The organism is Kangiella japonica, from assembly GCF_039523535.1.
Taxonomy (GTDB): Bacteria; Pseudomonadota; Gammaproteobacteria; order Enterobacterales; family Kangiellaceae; genus Kangiella; species Kangiella japonica.
Genome location: NZ_BAAAFM010000003.1, coordinates 893810 through 910839, shown reverse-complemented (window position 1 = coordinate 910839; position 17030 = coordinate 893810). Strand labels below are relative to the sequence as shown.

Annotated in this window: 19 protein-coding genes; all 19 read left to right on the top strand. The window is 43.8% G+C overall.

Annotated elements, in window-relative coordinates:
• Window positions 1-64 precede the first annotated feature (64 nt).
• Window positions 65-643 (top strand): YceI family protein, encoded by a 579-nt coding sequence (locus ABD128_RS07725; protein ID WP_343988862.1) that lies wholly within the window; start codon window positions 65-67, stop codon window positions 641-643.
• A gap of 213 nt (window positions 644-856) precedes the next feature.
• Window positions 857-1708 (top strand): RNA polymerase sigma factor RpoH, encoded by an 852-nt coding sequence (gene rpoH / locus ABD128_RS07720; RefSeq protein ID WP_343988860.1) that lies wholly within the window; start codon window positions 857-859, stop codon window positions 1706-1708.
• Between the two features lie 328 nt (window positions 1709-2036).
• Window positions 2037-2825 carry a substrate-binding periplasmic protein gene (locus ABD128_RS07715; RefSeq protein WP_343988858.1) on the top strand — a complete coding sequence of 263 codons (789 nt, stop codon included), beginning with the start codon at window positions 2037-2039 and terminating at the stop codon, window positions 2823-2825.
• Between the two features lie 135 nt (window positions 2826-2960).
• Window positions 2961-3722, top strand: a complete 762-nt coding sequence (locus tag ABD128_RS07710) for a beta-ketoacyl synthase chain length factor (RefSeq protein WP_343988856.1) — start codon at window positions 2961-2963, stop codon at window positions 3720-3722.
• Entirely contained in the window at window positions 3712-4500 is a 789-nt protein-coding gene (locus ABD128_RS07705) for a lysophospholipid acyltransferase family protein (protein WP_343988855.1), read from the top strand. The genes ABD128_RS07710 and ABD128_RS07705 overlap by 11 nt, the downstream gene beginning before the upstream one ends.
• Window positions 4487-4750: a phosphopantetheine-binding protein gene (locus ABD128_RS07700; RefSeq protein WP_343988854.1), complete on the top strand. Its 264-nt coding sequence runs from the start codon at window positions 4487-4489 to the stop codon at window positions 4748-4750. Before ABD128_RS07705 ends, ABD128_RS07700 begins: the two co-directional genes overlap by 14 nt.
• Entirely contained in the window at window positions 4750-5007 is a 258-nt protein-coding gene (locus ABD128_RS07695; RefSeq protein WP_343988853.1) for an acyl carrier protein, read from the top strand. The genes ABD128_RS07700 and ABD128_RS07695 overlap by 1 nt, the downstream gene beginning before the upstream one ends.
• Window positions 5007-5591, top strand: a complete 585-nt coding sequence (locus ABD128_RS07690) for a COG4648 family protein (RefSeq protein ID WP_343988852.1) — start codon at window positions 5007-5009, stop codon at window positions 5589-5591. Before ABD128_RS07695 ends, ABD128_RS07690 begins: the two co-directional genes overlap by 1 nt.
• Window positions 5575-6936: an AMP-binding protein gene (locus ABD128_RS07685; protein ID WP_343988851.1), complete on the top strand. Its 1362-nt coding sequence runs from the start codon at window positions 5575-5577 to the stop codon at window positions 6934-6936. The genes ABD128_RS07690 and ABD128_RS07685 overlap by 17 nt, the downstream gene beginning before the upstream one ends.
• Window position 6937: 1 nt before the next feature.
• Window positions 6938-7318: an ApeI family dehydratase gene (locus tag ABD128_RS07680; RefSeq protein ID WP_343988850.1), complete on the top strand. Its 381-nt coding sequence runs from the start codon at window positions 6938-6940 to the stop codon at window positions 7316-7318.
• Between the two features lie 2 nt (window positions 7319-7320).
• Window positions 7321-8091 (top strand): glycosyltransferase family 2 protein, encoded by a 771-nt coding sequence (locus ABD128_RS07675; RefSeq protein WP_343988849.1) that lies wholly within the window; start codon window positions 7321-7323, stop codon window positions 8089-8091.
• A complete protein-coding gene (locus tag ABD128_RS07670; RefSeq protein ID WP_343988848.1) occupies window positions 8081-9070 on the top strand; it encodes a lysophospholipid acyltransferase family protein in 990 nt (329 codons plus the stop codon). Before ABD128_RS07675 ends, ABD128_RS07670 begins: the two co-directional genes overlap by 11 nt.
• Window positions 9057-10613 carry an HAL/PAL/TAL family ammonia-lyase gene (locus tag ABD128_RS07665; protein WP_343988846.1) on the top strand — a complete coding sequence of 519 codons (1557 nt, stop codon included), beginning with the start codon at window positions 9057-9059 and terminating at the stop codon, window positions 10611-10613. Before ABD128_RS07670 ends, ABD128_RS07665 begins: the two co-directional genes overlap by 14 nt.
• A 2-nt stretch (window positions 10614-10615) precedes the next feature.
• Window positions 10616-11062 (top strand): acyl-CoA thioesterase, encoded by a 447-nt coding sequence (locus ABD128_RS07660; protein WP_343989385.1) that lies wholly within the window; start codon window positions 10616-10618, stop codon window positions 11060-11062.
• Window positions 11059-11694 (top strand): outer membrane lipoprotein carrier protein LolA, encoded by a 636-nt coding sequence (locus tag ABD128_RS07655; protein ID WP_343988844.1) that lies wholly within the window; start codon window positions 11059-11061, stop codon window positions 11692-11694. Before ABD128_RS07660 ends, ABD128_RS07655 begins: the two co-directional genes overlap by 4 nt.
• The gene (locus ABD128_RS07650; protein ID WP_343988842.1) at window positions 11684-14011 is read left to right on the top strand and encodes an MMPL family transporter; all 2328 of its coding nucleotides are present in this window, start codon (window positions 11684-11686) and stop codon (window positions 14009-14011) included. The genes ABD128_RS07655 and ABD128_RS07650 overlap by 11 nt, the downstream gene beginning before the upstream one ends.
• Window positions 14004-15263 (top strand): NAD(P)/FAD-dependent oxidoreductase, encoded by a 1260-nt coding sequence (locus ABD128_RS07645; protein ID WP_343988840.1) that lies wholly within the window; start codon window positions 14004-14006, stop codon window positions 15261-15263. The genes ABD128_RS07650 and ABD128_RS07645 overlap by 8 nt, the downstream gene beginning before the upstream one ends.
• A complete protein-coding gene (locus tag ABD128_RS07640) occupies window positions 15251-15844 on the top strand; it encodes a DUF3261 domain-containing protein (RefSeq protein ID WP_343988838.1) in 594 nt (197 codons plus the stop codon). Before ABD128_RS07645 ends, ABD128_RS07640 begins: the two co-directional genes overlap by 13 nt.
• Complete coding sequence (locus tag ABD128_RS07635; RefSeq protein WP_343988836.1) at window positions 15837-17030, top strand: beta-ketoacyl-[acyl-carrier-protein] synthase family protein; 1194 nt, start codon at window positions 15837-15839, stop codon at window positions 17028-17030. Before ABD128_RS07640 ends, ABD128_RS07635 begins: the two co-directional genes overlap by 8 nt.

The window sequence follows — 17030 nt, the reverse complement described above, 5'->3', positions numbered from 1 at the left end:
ATTTGATTCATACCTTTATCCTTGTTACAAATGTGACCATTGAAAACTAATTTAAGGACATCTGATGAAACATCTTTTAACGGGCATTTTAGCCTCAAGTGCTTTAGTATTTTCTGCTACTTCTACAGCAAAGCCAGTCGAGTATGAATTCGATACGGTTCACAGCCAGATTCTATTTAAAGTTGATCACCTAGGCTTTTCACATTCTTACGGTAAATTCCCTACATTTCGCGGCGAATTAACCTTTGATCAGGATGATTGGTCAAACTCCTCAACCACGGTTGAAGTCAAAGCTGGTTCTATTAACTTGGAAAACAAGAAATGGAATGATCACATGAAGAGTGCTGACTTCTTTGATGTTGAGAAATACAGCAAGATGACATTCAAAAGCACCAAACTTGAGAAAACTGGCGATAACACCGGTGTTTTACATGGCGAATTGACCATTTTAGATACCACAAAGCCCATCACTTTGGATTTAACACTTAACAAAGCCGGTATTCACCCAATGTCAGAGCAACAACACGTTGGTTTCTCTGCAACAGGAAAAATTAAGCGTTCTGAGTGGGGTATGACTTACGGTGTGCCTGCAGTTGGTGACGAGGTTGAAATCATTATTGAAGCAGAAGCATCAGCTAAGTAATTGATCTTTAGAGGCCAAAACTCCCTTGGTCTCGCCTTATCGGGACTAGTAACGAGTTATGATCTAGCCCCCGTAAACATTGACAATTCTTTACCTACACACCTGGAACTTTTGCTATAATTAGCACTCTTATAGTCACAGTGCTAAAAAATTAGCACTCTCATAAAAAGAGTGCTAACATCAGGTTTAATCACTAATTTAAGGAGGGGATGTATGAGCAATATCCCAATGAACATGGCGCTAGCGGTACCTACAGGCAGTATTGATGGTTACATCAGTACGGTCAACGCAATACCTGTTCTCTCCGTTGAAGACGAACAGGCATTAGCGCACCGCTTCCAGGACGAAAACGACCTTGAGGCTGCACGCCAGTTAGTAATGGCTCACTTACGCTTTGTGGTTCACATTGCGAGAAGTTATAGCGGTTACGGCTTACCTCAAGCAGACCTTATTCAAGAAGGTAACATTGGTCTGATGAAGGCTGTTAAGCGCTTCGATCCGACTGTCGGCGTCCGTCTTGTATCCTTCGCCGTACACTGGATTAAAGCTGAAATACACGAATACGTATTACGTAATTGGAGAATTGTTAAAGTTGCAACAACCAAAGCGCAACGCAAACTGTTCTTCAACCTACGTTCAAAGAAAAAGTCGCTTAACTGGTTAAATAACGAAGAAGTAAAGGCCGTAGCAGACGATCTAGGCGTTAAGCCTGAAGAAGTTCGCCGAATGGAAGGGCGCTTAAACGCACGCGATGCGTCGTTTGATGCACCAGCCCAGGAAGATGATGATAGCGCAGCATACGCTCCAGTTCACTTTCTGGAAGCTTCTGATGCCGATCCTGCTGACGCAGTTGAACAACAGCAATGGCAAGGTCAGCGTGAAGAGCGTTTAATGTATGCACTTAAAGCGCTTGACGATCGTAGCCAAGACATTTTACAACAGCGCTGGCTGAGTGATAAGAAAGCCACTCTTCACGAGTTAGCCGATAAATACGGTATTTCTGCTGAGCGTATTCGTCAGTTAGAAAAAAACGCGATGAACAAAATTAGAAACGCCATTAATTAAGCCGATCTGATTGCGTTACCCATTAAAAAGCAGGCTCATCGCCTGCTTTTTTTATGGCCTTTTTAATTTAGTCCCCTGACTGGCTATCTCTTATCGCGACCTCCTAGTAAAGCTCAATTTTCCACCGTCAGACAAGGTCAGTCCGTAACTCCAAATTCCACGCTAGTAACCTCTTTTGTCACCAACTTTTAATCTTATGTATAAAACTTTGACACTTTTTGTATGAAAATTCATCGAAATCGGGTCTTAATGCTTGATCCAGTTCACAATTCGTAGCAGTATGGTCTGACCAAAGAATAAATATACTTTGTACTGGGGAGGCCACTTGATGAAATTTTCTAAACTGATTACTTGCTCAGCGCTATTCTTATTAGTTGCTTGCGGTAGTGAGGATAATTCAGAACAAAAACAATCAGTCAGCAATGCTAAGCGCGACTGCAATCTAACTATGGGCTGGGAATCGCGTGCGCCCTATCAATATGAGAGAAACGGTGAAATTACCGGCATCGATGTTCAAATTTTCAAAAAAGCTGCCGACAAAATGAATTGCGATGTCAGCTTTGTTGAGAAAACTTGGGCGGAGCTGCTAACCGATTTAGAAAAAGGCGAAGTTGATGTCCTAGCAGGCGCAACTATTACGCCTGCACGAGAAAGTTTCGCCAGCTTTTCACCCACATATCGCAACGAATCTTTTACGCTGTTTATTCGCTCTAGCAATACCTACGATGGCAAAACCTTAACTGGATTTTTAAGCCGCAGTCAAAAAGTAGGTATCACTAGCGACTACTTTTACGGCGAAGAAGTTTACGCTTTGATGAACCACCCGCAATACTCTAGTCTCTTTATTGATTCAAAGTCGGGTGAGCAAAGTTTCTTCAATATCCTTTATAGCGAGATTGATGGCGTTTTGGCAGATCCTGTCGAAGGCCATTACATCATTAAACGCAAACGCCTGGGTGACCAAATCAAAGCCTCGAATGTTCATATTCCAAGCGACAGCGTTGCTTTCATGTTTAGCAAGAAATCTGTTAACGAACAACAAATAGCGGACTTACAACAAGCGGTTAAAGACATGGTTGAGAATAATCAGGTACAGCCTATTATTGATAGGTTCTAAGCGATATTGCCATTAAAAAGCCGAGCCTTAGCGCTCGGTTTTTTTTGGCAACAGTCAAAGTGCTGTTTGATGTTGTAATTTAATTCCGCTAGACTTTCGTATCAAAAAGCACTCCCCGCAATGAATGGAATAACAATGAGCCACAGTAACAAGCCCACTTTACAGTTATTGTCTTCTTACTGCTGGCTCGATAAAGATCATACACGTCATGCTAAAATCAGTGAAAAGGGTCTTAAAAGCATTGATTTAGAGCCTATAGTTCTTAAACAGGTTCCTCCCATTAAGCGCCGCCGCTTAAATGGTTTAAGCAAAATGGCGATGCATACCTCGTTAAGTTGCTTAGAAACTGCGGGGGTTTCTGCACAAAACACCCTTACTGTTTTTGCTTCTGAACACGGCGAGCTCAATCGAACCATATCCATCATTGAAGATATTGCGAGCTCTCAGGAAGTCTCCCCGAAAGACTTCAGCCTTTCGGTGCATAACGCTTCTTTAGGCTTATTCTCCATTTTTAATAAAAATACCAAGCCTGGTACCAGCATCGCAGCTGGCTCCAATACTTTTGGTTTTGCACTGCTCGAAGCTTATAACCTGCTTACACGTTTTCCCGATAAAAAGGTGCTTTTAACCTGTTTTGACCTCAAGGTCGAAGCTCCTTTTGATACTCTGCAAAAGCAAACCGTTCCGAGCTATAGTCTTTCGGTATTATTGTCTTTAGACACTAACCAATCACAACCAGGAAAAGCCTTCTCATTTGGCTTCCGATCGACACAAATCGCGCCTGTTATGCAGGCTCCGCTTGCTTTAGCTTTCTATGACTTCCTCCATAATGAGGACGAGTCCAGTCAATTAGCTACAGACAGACACCAGTGGGTTTTTACTAAGCATGCTCTATAAACTTAATTATTTCTGGCGAGTCTTTGCTACCGGCTTATCGTTTGCTACCTTCGGTATAGGCGGACTCTTCCTGTCATTATTCGTTTTTCCTGTAGTCAAATTGCTGAACCCCGATCCCATGGTACGAAAGCGCAAAGCGCGATATTTGATTCATCGTAGCTGGCGCTTTTTTATCGCTTTTATGCAATCGCTAGGCATTTTTACTTTCGATTTAGAGCAGGCCAGACGCGATTTGGAGGGTGTTGAAGGGAAAGTGATCATCGCCAACCACCCTAGCCTCATCGATGTTGTCGCACTTATCTCATTGATTCCTAAAGCCGACTGTGTTGTTAAGCAGGGCCTATGGGACAATTTTTTACTCAAAAGAGTCGTTCGTGTCGCTGATTTTATTAATAATGACCAAGATGTGAATAAACTCATAGAAAACTGTAAAAAGACCCTACAAGAAGGTTATAATCTGGTCATATTTCCAGAGGGTACACGCACAGTCCCCAATAAGCCGATAAAGCTTCAGCGTGGCGCCGCTAATATTGCCGTCCGTTGTGAACAAAACCTTTTACCGGTAATTATTGACTGCAACCCGACCACATTAACTAAACAAGAAAAGTGGTATCAAATTCCATCACGCCGTGCGCTGTTTTCAATGCGCGTGATAGAGGAAATAGATGTAATTCCGTTTATTCAAAATGAAAAAAACCAATCAATCGCGGCAAGACGATTAACGGATCATATTAAAACAGTTTTTACTGAGGAAACTACTAAGAATGAGACCCATTGAAAACGAGATAAAGGCGGTCATTATTGAATCACTTGATCTTGAAGATATTAGCATTGATGACATTGATAGCACTGAGCCATTATTCGGAGACGGGCTTGGCCTCGACTCAATCGATGCCTTAGAACTTGGACTTGCCTTAAAAAAGAAGTTCGACATTAAGCTCGACTCAAGCTCCGAAGAATCAAAAAAGCATTTTTATTCGGTCAGCACTCTTGCAGACTTTATCGAACAACAAAAAGGGACTGCATAATGGCGCAATTAGATACAAAAGAACAAATATATCAACAACTTGTTGAAATACTTGTGGAAGACTTTGAGGTTGAAGAAGCGGACATTTCGATTGATGCAAACCTCTATACTGACCTTGATTTAGATAGCATTGATACCGTTGATTTGGTGATCAAATTACAAGAAATTACTGGAAAGTCGGTCAACCCAGAAACCTTCAAAGCTGTTCGCACCATGCAGCATGTGGTTGATGCCGTGTACGATCTCGTTCACAACTAATGTCAGTTCTGCTAAAAATAGCCGTCGCTGTGGTGGTATTACTCTATCCCATAGCGATCTATTTTGGCCTTCAGCAGTTTCAACCCAAATACTTAGCCTTGAGCTTGGCTGCTTTGGTGATATTGCGCGCCAGTATTACCAAAAGCCCTATTATAAAAGCAGTCAAAGGTTTGTGGTTAATTGTACTGGTCGTAGGATTAAGCTTAGCGGCCTTGAGTTTTTTTACTAACAGCGACTTAGGCTTAAAGCTATATCCTGTTATTATCTCGGCTGGATTTTTAGCTGTTTTTACTTACAGTCTGAGTCAACCTCCTAGTATCATTGAGCGTTTGGCGCGTTTACAAGAACCGGACTTGCCACCTGAGGGTGTGGCTTATACGCGCAAGGTCACTAAAGTTTGGTGTGGCTTTTTCGTACTCAATATTTTGATATCTCTCTATACTGTTATTTTCAGTAGCACTGAAATCTGGACTCTTTATAACGGTTTAGTCTCTTACCTGTTGATGGGTACCTTGTTTATCAGCGAGCTGATATACCGAAAATGTGTTGTGCAAAGGAGGGCGGTCGATGACAAGAGTCTTTGAGGCTCTTAGGGTCTTATTTGAACAGGATGCAAATCACTTAGTAGCTTTTGATCAGGAGAGTCGCTATACCGTCAGTGACTTCCAGCAACATTTATCCCAGGCGCTCAACGAACTACAACAGCAGCCCTATCAGTCTTATCTGCTATTTGCCAATAATAGCTACCATTTCGTAGTTAACTTTTTTGCGATCTTGCTATTACAAAAAGATCTTGTTCTAACAGCGAACAGCAAAACCGATTGGCTGGAGTCTATCCGAGGCTCTTTTGAGGCGATCATTTCTGACTCCTCGATTAATAAGGACACCCACGGCAATCATAGTCATTGTATTGAAGTCACTCACTTCCTCACTGCCGAAGCACCCAAAGGTAAGCTTGAGATTCCAGACCACAGTAACAGTGTTCTTCAATTTTATACGTCCGGCTCGAGTAGCCAGCCAAAGGCGATCGCCAAGCATTTCTCACAACTCATGCTAGAAACGTCCAACCTTGAGCAGCTTTTTGGCCATTCGGTAACGGGGTGTAATTTTTTTGCTACCGTTTCACACCACCATATTTACGGCCTTATATTTCGACTGCTTTGGCCACTGCTACACAAGCACCCGTTTCACACTAACATCCTTCTATATCCGGAAGAGTTGGTCGCGGTCAGTGAGAAGCACAGCAATATATGCCTAATTTCAAGCCCTGCTTTTTTATCTCGACATGATAAAAACCTGCCCGATGTTGTACTCACACAATGTTTTAGCTCCGGTAGTTTATTAAGTGCAGAAGCTGCGAAGATGAGTCATTCTCAGTTTAAGCTTTACCCAGTCGAAGTTTATGGAAGCACTGAAACAGGTGGCATCGGTTATCGCACCCAAGCCAATAATAACGCCGTTTGGCAACAGTTTCCCGGCGTTCGGTTTGTTGCCAGCGAAGCGGGGGCGATGACGTTACACTCTCCCTATATCCAGCAGCCGGAGCGGTTAGATGACAAAATACATCAACTCACCGAAGATAGGTTCGAGTTATTAGGTCGCCTCGATCGTGTCGTGAAAATTGAGGAAAAGCGTGTATCGCTTGACGCTGTAGAGCAAGCATTAATGCAGTCACCCTTCGTCCGTGAAGCTAAAGTTATTGTGCTACAACAAACACGCACCTTTATTGGTGCCGTGATAGAGCTCTCTGAAGAAGGGCTTAGTTACTTACAACTACACTCTAAACGCTCCTTAAACCTACAACTCAAAGAATCCTTAATCAGCACCTTTGAAGCAGTAGCTATCCCAAGAAAGTGGCGTTACTTTGAACGATTACCCTATAATTCACAGGGTAAACTACCCACTGACACACTAATCTCATTATTTTGATATGAACTACCCAGAAGTCGTTACCCAGACCGTTGAAAATAATGTTTTGACCTTACAACTTGAGGTTTCGCCACAGTTAGAAGCTTTTAACGGCCACTTTGACTCTTTTCCAATAATCCCAGGCGTTGTTCAAGTCCAGTGGGCTTTGCACTTTTTCAAAGGCAGCCCTTTATACACACAAACAGCGCTACCGAATACGGCCGAGCATGATGTTTACTGCTCAAAAATGTCAGCCCTGAAGTTTCAGCAGGTGATTCCACCTAATTCAAGGGTGACTCTAACCTTAAGCTTTGACGAAATAAAACAGTGTCTCATCTTTTCGATTAGCGATGGTGACACCAAGTATTCTTCCGGCAAACTTTTTTTAAGTCAGCGGAACTGAGCATGACTGATCGTTACTGTATTATTATTCCAAACTACAACCATACCACGCATATTGAACAGGTTTTGAAGCGGATTTCGGCTTATGAGCTGCCGGTTATCATGGTTAATGATGGTAGCGACAGTACCACTAATGATTTTTTAATTGCTCTGAATGACAAATACGACTTTCTTGAATTACTGCATTTAGAGCAGAATCAAGGCAAAGGCGGAGCCGTCATGACAGGTCTACGCCATGCTCAGCAAAATGGTTATACTCATGCGATTCAGGTTGATGCCGACGGGCAGCATGCTATTTCCGATGTGCCAAAATTTATTCAATTAAGCAAGGATACGCCTGAAGCTGTAGTTTGTGGTATTCCTGACTATGATCAGTCAGTACCCTTAGGTCGCTTAATTCCCCGCTATATCACACACTTCTGGGTCTGGGTAGAGACCTTGTCCTTCCGCATTAAAGACTCGATGTGTGGTTTTCGCTTATACCCACTAGCGAACACCATCGATTTAATCGACCAGAGCTCTATTGGCAAAAGAATGGACTTCGATACCGAAATTCTGGTTAAGTTGGACTGGCGAAACGTCCCCATTATTAATTTACCGACTCGAGTGACTTATCCTGATGATGGCTCGTCTCATTTTCAAATGTTTAGGGATAATTGGCTTATCACCAAAATGCACACTCGGTTGTTTTTCGGTATGTTACCGCGAGCGCCTAAACTTATAGCTCGTCACTTTAAACACACTAAAGCCAAGAAAAATAATCATGAAAGATAAGCACTGGTCAGCCACTAAAGAGCGCGGCTCAACCTTCGGTATCCAGCTGCTAGTATGGCTATACCGCATATTTGGCCAGTGGTTATTACGCATTGTGCTTATCCCTGTTATTGCCTACTTTACCCTAACTGGCAATAAAGCACGCCAAGCTTCGTACGCCTATCTAACTCGCGTCAACGCGGTTACTGGTAACTCAACTAAGGTTCGCTGGTATCACGTTTATAAGCACTTTTATCAGTTTGGCACTTCAGCTGTCGATAAAATCAGGGCTTGGCTAAACGACGTCACGATGCAGGACGTCACCTTCCACAATCCCGAGATCTTCGAGCAACTTCGCCAAGACACTCCAAGCAAAGGCGCAATTTTTATCGGCTCCCACTTAGGCAACCTCGAGCTGTGTCGAGCCATAGGCGAGCACGACTCCAGTATTAAAATCAATGCCTTAGTCTTTACCAAGCATGCCTTAAAGTTCCAAGCTGCCTTGGAAAAGTTTAATCCCGACGCGCAGTTAAATCTAATTCAAGTCGATTCTTTAGGCGCAGAAACCGCTATAGAATTAAAAGAGAAAGTCGATAAGGGTGAGATAGTCATCATCGTTGGCGACAGAACCTCGGTTACTCAGTATGGGCGCGTGAATTACGCTGACTTTTTGGGCGAACCAGCACCGTTCTCCCAAGGGCCCTTTATTTTGGCCAATGTTTTAGATTGCCCGACCTACTTACTTTTTTGCTTGAAGCAATCGGGGCGATACCACATCTATTTAGAGCACTTCGCTAACAGCCTAAAGCTCGCTAGAACTGAAAGGGCGCAACAGTTACAATCAATCATCGAGCGCTACGCAGGTCGATTGGAGCATTACTGTTTAAAGGCTCCCTATCAATGGTTTAATTTTTATAACTTTTGGCAAAAAGACGATAAACAGCACATATCGCGAACCGCAACCAACAAGAACGAGAAGAACTCAAGTGACGACAGCTAACTCCAACATCATTTATGGCGAATCGCCTATTAGTATTGAGCAAATTAACGATCTGGCAAAAGGCCGTGCCCAAGCTCAACTCAATACCGATCCATCTTTTAAACAAAGCATCGACCAGGGTGCCGAGTTTCTTAAAAACCTATTGCAAGAAGATGGTGTTATTTACGGCGTCACAACGGGTTATGGTGATTCCGTCACCGAACAAGTACCACTTGAGAGCGTTCATGAACTGCCGCTGCACCTAACACGCTTCCATGGCTGTGGCTTGGGAGATACATTCTCTGTAGAGCAATCTCGAGCCATATTAGGCGCCCGCCTGACCTCCTTAAGCCAAGGCTTTTCTGGGGTCACTTGGGAGCTCTTACAGCAACTCGAAACCTTACTCAAACATGACATCATGCCGCGCATTCCGCAAGAAGGCTCGGTTGGTGCTAGCGGTGATTTAACGCCACTGTCTTACGTCGCCGCGGTATTAATTGGCGAACGCGAAGTTATCTATCAAGGACAAGTTCGCCCCACGGCTGAGGTTTTTTCTGAACTAGGCATAGAACCTATTAAACTTCAGCCCAAAGAAGGGCTCGCTATCATGAATGGTACCGCAGTTATGACGGCGCTCGCTTGCTTAGCGTATCAACGCGCCGAGTATCTTATCGAATTGTGCTCAAGAATTACCGCTTTGTGCTCTATAGCGCTACAAGGCAACAGTGCTCACTTCGATGAGATTTTATTCAGCGCCAAGCCGCATCCTGGGCAAAACCAAGTTGCCACTTGGATTCGCGACGATCTCAACCACCATCAACACCCCAGAAATTCGAGCCGACTGCAAGATCGCTACTCGATCCGCTGTGCACCGCATATTATCGGAGCGCTCAAAGACTCGATGCCATGGATGCGCCAGATTATCGAAACGGAGCTTAATAGCGCCAATGACAACCCTATTATTGATGGTGCAGGGCAACACGTTCTACATGGTGGCCACTTCTATGGTGGTCATATTGCGATGGTTATGGATACGTTAAAAACAGGAATTGCGAACCTAGCGGATCTGATGGATCGCCAAATGGCATTGCTGATGGATCGTAAATTTAACAATGGCTTACCGAACAACCTTTCGGCCGCCACGGCTGATCGCAAACCCATTAACCACGGATTTAAAGCGGTTCAGATCGGCATCAGCGCTTGGACTGCCGAAGCATTGAAACATACCATGCCGGCAAGTGTTTTCTCACGCTCAACAGAGTGTCACAATCAGGACAAAGTGAGCATGGGCACTATCGCTGCCCGCGATTGTTTACGCATTTTACAGTTAACCGAGCAGGTGGCTGCTGCTTCGTTGATGGCCTCATGCCAAGCAGTGCAAATTCGTATCAACCAACAAGAGCTCAACTCTGAGTCATTATCAGACACTATTCAGAATACATTAAGCGAAGTTTTTGCAGAATTTAGTTTGGTTGATGAAGATCGTCCTTTAGAAGCTGAGCTTCGCCAGTTCGTGTCGCACATACAAAACCAGCGCTGGACGACCTACTCCTTTGGTGGCTAATGATGGATAACAAAACCCTAGAAAAAAAGGCTATCGCTGCCGAATGTTTTGTCGAAGTTCCTTTTTTCGACCTAGATCCGATGAATATCGTTTGGCACGGTAACTACGTAAAATACTTTGAGCAAGCGCGTTGCGAACTATTGCGCAAGATTGATTACGACTATCCACAGATGAAAGAGTCAGGCTATTACTGGCCTATCATTGACATGCGCTTAAAATACATCAAACCAGCTAATTTTGGTGAGAAACTGCTTTGTATTGCTACCTTTAAAGAATGTGAAAATCGGCTCAAAATCAACTACCTTATCCAGAGCGCAGAGAGCGGTGAAAAATTGTGCAAAGGCTACACTGTTCAAGTGGCGGTCACCACCTCCGATTTTGAGATGCAGCTAGTATCTCCCGATATTCTTAAGCAGCGCTTAACGGACTATATTTCAGGCTTATCATGATACAGAGAATAATCACGCTTACGATTCTTACATCCACCCTGCTTTTTGTTTTTGGCAGCCAGTCGGTTTCCGCGTTTACGGGCGATTCTTGTGACTTAAAACAGATTACCCAGGTTTTACAATCGCAAGAATCATTACACCAATTTAGCCAAGAAAAACACATCAAAGTATTAGCCAACCCCCTAAAATCTTCTGGATATTTGTTATTGGCTGATAATGACGCTGTGGTTTGGCAAACGCTAAAGCCGATAAAAAGCACGACCGTAATAAGCGAATTGGAGTTTAAGCAGTTCAATAAAAATGATCAGCCTGTTTCTATGCCAACCAATTCTGACAACCAAACCAGCCAATTGATTTCGTCGACTTTTTTATCGATTTTGTCCGGAAACCTAAATAGTTTGAATGCCAACTTCGAGGTAGAAGCACTGTGTGATCAATCCAGCTGGGACATTAGATTAACTCCGACCAACCCCCGTATTAAGCGCATGATAAAACTTATCCAAATCGATGGCTCTGGACACATTGAGCATTTGAGTTTTTCTGAAGCCAATGACGACACCACAAAACTTTTGTTTACACCAGTCAGCGAACCATTGATTAAAAAACAGCTAGGAAGCTATCTTGTCGATTAATTTGCGATTTGTATTTTGGATACTGTTGCTGCTAAGTATCGGTGGCGGTTTCTATAGCCAGCTACAAAAAGGGCTTAGTGTTGAAACCAACATTCTGCGCCTGCTACCCACTACAGAAGTAAACCCGTTTGCCGAGGAAGCTTTTGAGCGCTTTTCTGAGCAGAACTTCAAAAAAGTTATTCTTACAATCGAAGCCCCTACGGTCGAAGAAGCCATTATCAGCTCCAAGTCATTGTCAGCGCAATTGCTTCAAAGTGGACTAGTGTCATCAATAGACACGCAATTGTCGCAACAGGATCAGGAAGCCATCGCTCAGCTGTATTTTAAGCATCGTTTCCACTTACTCAGCGATGCCGATAGAGCACTATTTCAACAGCAGGGTAGTGAACCCTTTATTGATGCAACCTTACAACTGGTCTATTCGCCGCTTTCGAGCCAGCTGATATCTTTACTCCCTAAAGACCCCTACTTGTTGTCTTATCGATATTTACAAGATGTGACTGATGTTAGCAATTCACCACAGCGCCAGCTTGTGGATGACGTCATTATGTACCGCCATCAGGGCAAAATTTATTCAGTGGTTAGCGCAACCTTACAAGCATCCCCATTTGATAGCCAAGCTCAACAGCAGCTTACTCACCAACTCGATGATTTTCAGCAAGACTCACCCAACATCAAGTTGCTGTACACTGGTGCCATTTTTTATGCGCACCATGCTGCCGCTTCTGCTAAATCTGAAATTTCTACCATCGGCTTAGGCTCTTTAATCGGCGTTATCCTTTTATTAGTGTTGGCCTTTAAAAGCATTCGCCCCTTAGTCTTGACGCTAACCTCACTAGGCACAGGGGTGTTTTTGGGCTTCACAGTAACCCACCTAGCGTTTGGTTCTATCCATGTTTTAACCCTAGTTTTTGGCGCCAGTCTTATCGGGGTCGCGGTGGATTACTCGTTTCACTATTTTGCTAGCGCTAACGAAAGCCGCAGACCTTTGAAACATATATTAGGCGCCATCACTCTAGGCTTAGTCTCTAGCGTGATTGGTTATGCCGCTTTATTCAGTACGCCTTTCCCTGGGTTGCAGCAGATGGCGGTTTTTTGTGCCGCGGGCTTAATTGGTGCCTTTTTAACGGTGACGCTGTTATTTGATAAAGTTAACGTCAACGTAAATTCGCCGAAGGCAATCACCACAACTTTTACCTTTTTGAGCCGCTTCAGCCTAACTTTTCGCCATCCAACTTTTCTGTTGGCACTTACTGCGCTCCCCGTGATTGCAGTGATTCTTCTCAGTGAGGTTGAGGATGATAATGACAATATCCGTCAGTTACAGTCGATCCCGCCCGAACTTTATCAGCAGGAGCAAACCATTCAGAAAATGGTGGCGTCGCCAGCGACTAATCAGTTTTTTGTGGTGCAAGCAGACACCACCGATGAGCTACTTAACCAGCTAGGCTCCTTAAACGCTGACTTAAATACCCTCGTTGATAGAAATGCGATCGAAGGCTATAAGCATATTGCGCAATTTGTGCCATCAAGACAGGTGCAAGATAAAAACTATCTATTATTATCTAACTATTTGGATCGACAATCACTCTCGCCGTTGATTGAATTGGGGCTTTTAAATCGTCAACAGCTTTTAAGCTTAGTTGATAATTATCTCTCCAGTAATGGTAACCACTTAGATTTGCAGGACTGGCTACAATCGCCTCTAGGTCAGCGTTTTTCGTATTTGTGGCTTGGTGAAATTGAGAATCAAGTAGCCGCCATAATTACTCTGCACAATATTCATAACCTAGAGCCGTTGGAAACGCTGGCCGACAAACATGAGAAGCTCTATTTCATTAACAAAGTGGACAAAGTCTCAGCAATGTTTACTGAGTATCGCGAAAAGGCTTTGTTTATGCTCGGGCTTGCACTAGTCGCTATATTTTTATTATTAAGCTTAAAATACAGTGCTCTGATTGCTGGTCTAATTCTCCTAGCGCCTATTGCAGCATCGTCTTTAGCGATTATTGTGAATATTTTAGTGGCTGGGAGCTTCAACCTTTTTAGTACCTTAGCCTTATTTTTAGTTTTTGGCATAGGCGTCGATTACGGCCTGTTCTATTCGGAATCTAAGAAGCGCTCGCCTTATATTGTGCTAGCCATCGGCTTGTCGGCAATCACCACTTTCTTATCATTTGGTCTGTTATCATTAAGCCAAACACCAGCAATTCACGCTTTTGGCCTAACTATGCTGACCGGGATCTTAAGCGTCTTTTTACTGTCTCCAATCTTTGGCCACCATATTTATCGCGCACAAGGAGTATTAGATGAATAAGCCACAATACGATTACGACGTTATCATTATAGGCGCCGGGCCTTCTGGTGCGTTGGCTGCAAGCCGATTGGTGCAGCAGGGCATTCGTGTGCTGATGGTGGAAAAACAGCACTTCCCGAGGTTTTCAATTGGCGAAAGTTTGCTTCCACAATCCATGGTTTACCTTGAGCAAGCCAATTTGCTAGAGGCTGTTGAGGCTGCTGCTGACAGACTCGGTTTTCAGTATAAAGATGGCGCTGCATTCTATGCCTCAGGCCAAGAGTCTACTTTTGAGTTTTCAAAAAAATTTAGCCAAGGGCCTGAATACACCTATCAGGTCAAGCGCGCTGATTTTGACCACTTGTTAGCGACAGAAGCTGAGCGAATGGGGGCCGAGGTTATATACGGTAGTCAAGTCACCGCAATTCAGTTTTCGCCAACCCCTGTACTGACTCTGTGTGATGAAGAGGGTCAAAGCCGTACTGTCACTGCCCAGTTTGTGCTCGACGCCAGTGGTTTTGCTAGAGTCCTGCCACGATTACTTGATTTAGATTTACCGAGCGACTTTCCTGTTAGGGGTGCTGTCTTTACACACGTTATCGACAATATTTCAGATCCTAGTTACGACAGAAATAAGATTTTAATCGAAACGCATCCCCAGGATCCCGACGTTTGGTATTGGCTTATTCCTTTTTCCGACGGCACCGCTTCTGTCGGCTGTGTGGCCCAACCTGACTTTTTACAAAAGTTTGAGACTGAGCAAAATCTCGACTCCAGTCATGAACTGCTCAAAATCTGCTTAAAACAAACGCAGCGCTTTAGTCAGCTTCTCAGTAATGCTGAGTTTCCCAATAAGACACAACGCATAACGGGCTATTCCGCAAACGTTAAAAAACTGTATGGCGATCATTTTGCTTTGCTTGGTAACGCTGGAGAGTTTCTCGACCCAATTTTTTCGTCTGGCGTCACCATCGCTTTTAAATCTGCAAAACTAGCCAGCGACTGTTTAGTAAAACAGTTCAACTTTGAACCCGTATGCTGGGAAACGGAATTTGCAGAGCCACTAAGTTCGGGCGTGACAACCTTTAAAGCCTTTGTTAACTCTTGGTATGATGGCCAGCTTCAGGACATTCTTCAATTCAAACAGGCACCGGACAATATTCGTGAAATGATCTGCTCTATATTGGCAGGTTACGTTTGGGATGATAACAATCCTTTCAACCAAGCTCCACATCGTCGACTCAATGTTATAGGTGAACTATGCGCTTCTTAAAAGTCATTCCGTTGCTTTTGCTAAGTTCCTTATTGCTTGGAGCTTGCACCAGTCATTACCAGGGACAAAATGAACGTGTCTTAATCGCTGACAATGTTGAGTTTGAGCTAGTTTCAACGATCCCCTTTAAAAATGGATTAACTCTTACTCAAAGCGCAACAGTGACTTATAACACAGAAACTCATGATCTGATATTTCACACAGAAATTCGTAATCGTACTTTAACTATGGTCGGCTTAACTCCTACTGGCACACGTCTGTTCACTATCGTCACTAAAGAAGGGGAAATTCGTGCAGAAGGTTTTTCCTCTATTATAGAGAGCATAAAACCTCAGTTTTTATTAGCCGATATGCAACTGAGTCTGTGGCCGATGGAGCAGTTGCAAGCAAACATTAGTGGCGCAAAGTACCTAGAAATCAATGCTTTAACTCGCCAAATGACAACCCATAATAAAGCTTTAATCTCTATCCACTATAGCGAGCCTGATTTTTTACAGGGACAGATAGAGTTTACTCACCACCAAAGAGGTTATACCCTTAGCCTGACTCCGATAGCAGTAGAGTATTCGACTAATGATTAAATGCCCAGTTTATCTCAACCAGATGGCGCTCATTAATGCTTTAGGCCATGAGCACCAAGCAGTTTTCGAGAAGCTTATCGCCGGCGACACCTCTGGTATGGTCGAATACAGCACTCAGTTTAGTCAAAAAAAGTTTTTAGCGGGCCAAGTTCAAGTTTCGCTACCAACCATTCCTGCAGAACTGGCAAAACACAATACGCGCAATAATCAATTGCTGTTGCACTGTCTTTTGCAATTAGACAAAGATCTGCAACGCTTATTTAGCCAACACTCCAAGCATAGAATCGGAATTGTTATTGGTACCAGTACTTCAGGGATCGCTGAGGGTGAATTTGCACTTTCTGAGAACATTAAAAATGGCGCTTTCCCTGCTGAGTTTGATTATTCACAAATTCAAATGTCGTCACCCGCAGCTTTTATCGCCGACTACTACGATATTACAGGGCCTAGCTACGCAATTTCGACCGCCTGCTCATCCAGTGGTAAAGTTTTTGCTTCTGCCCGTAGTTTGATTCAAAACGATTTTTGCGATGGAGTAATTGTTGCCGGAGTAGATTCTCTTTGTGATATGACTCTCAACGGTTTTAATGCCTTGGAAGCCATTTCTGAGGAGTTATCATTGCCTTTTAGTGCTAATCGCACCGGCATCAACATTGGCGAAGGGGCGGCTGTATTTTTGATGACCAAAGAACCTAGTGATATAGAACTATTAGGGGTCGGCGAATCCTCGGATGCACACCATATTTCTGCACCACACCCCCAAGGACAAGGTGCGAATGAAGCCATGCTGATGGCGCTTAAGGAAGCCGAGCTTAGCGGTGAGCAGATTCACTACTTAAACCTTCATGGCACTGGCACTGAGCTTAATGACTCCATGGAGAGTATCGCGGTTTCTGAAGCCCTCAGGGCTGACACGCCTTGCAGCTCAACCAAACCCTTAACGGGCCATACACTTGGAGCTGCTGGCGCAACTGAACTCGCTTTTTGCTGGCTTGCTTTACAACAAAGTAATGCAGACGCACTTTTACCCAAGCATTGCTATGATGGTCATTACGATGAATCATTGCCAGCACTTAACTTAGTCGACAATACTAGGTCCGCAAAACCAATTAAAACCGCTATGAGTAACTCCTTTGCCTTTGGCGGCAATAATGTCAGTGTTATAATCGGTCGCAGAGAGCCATAA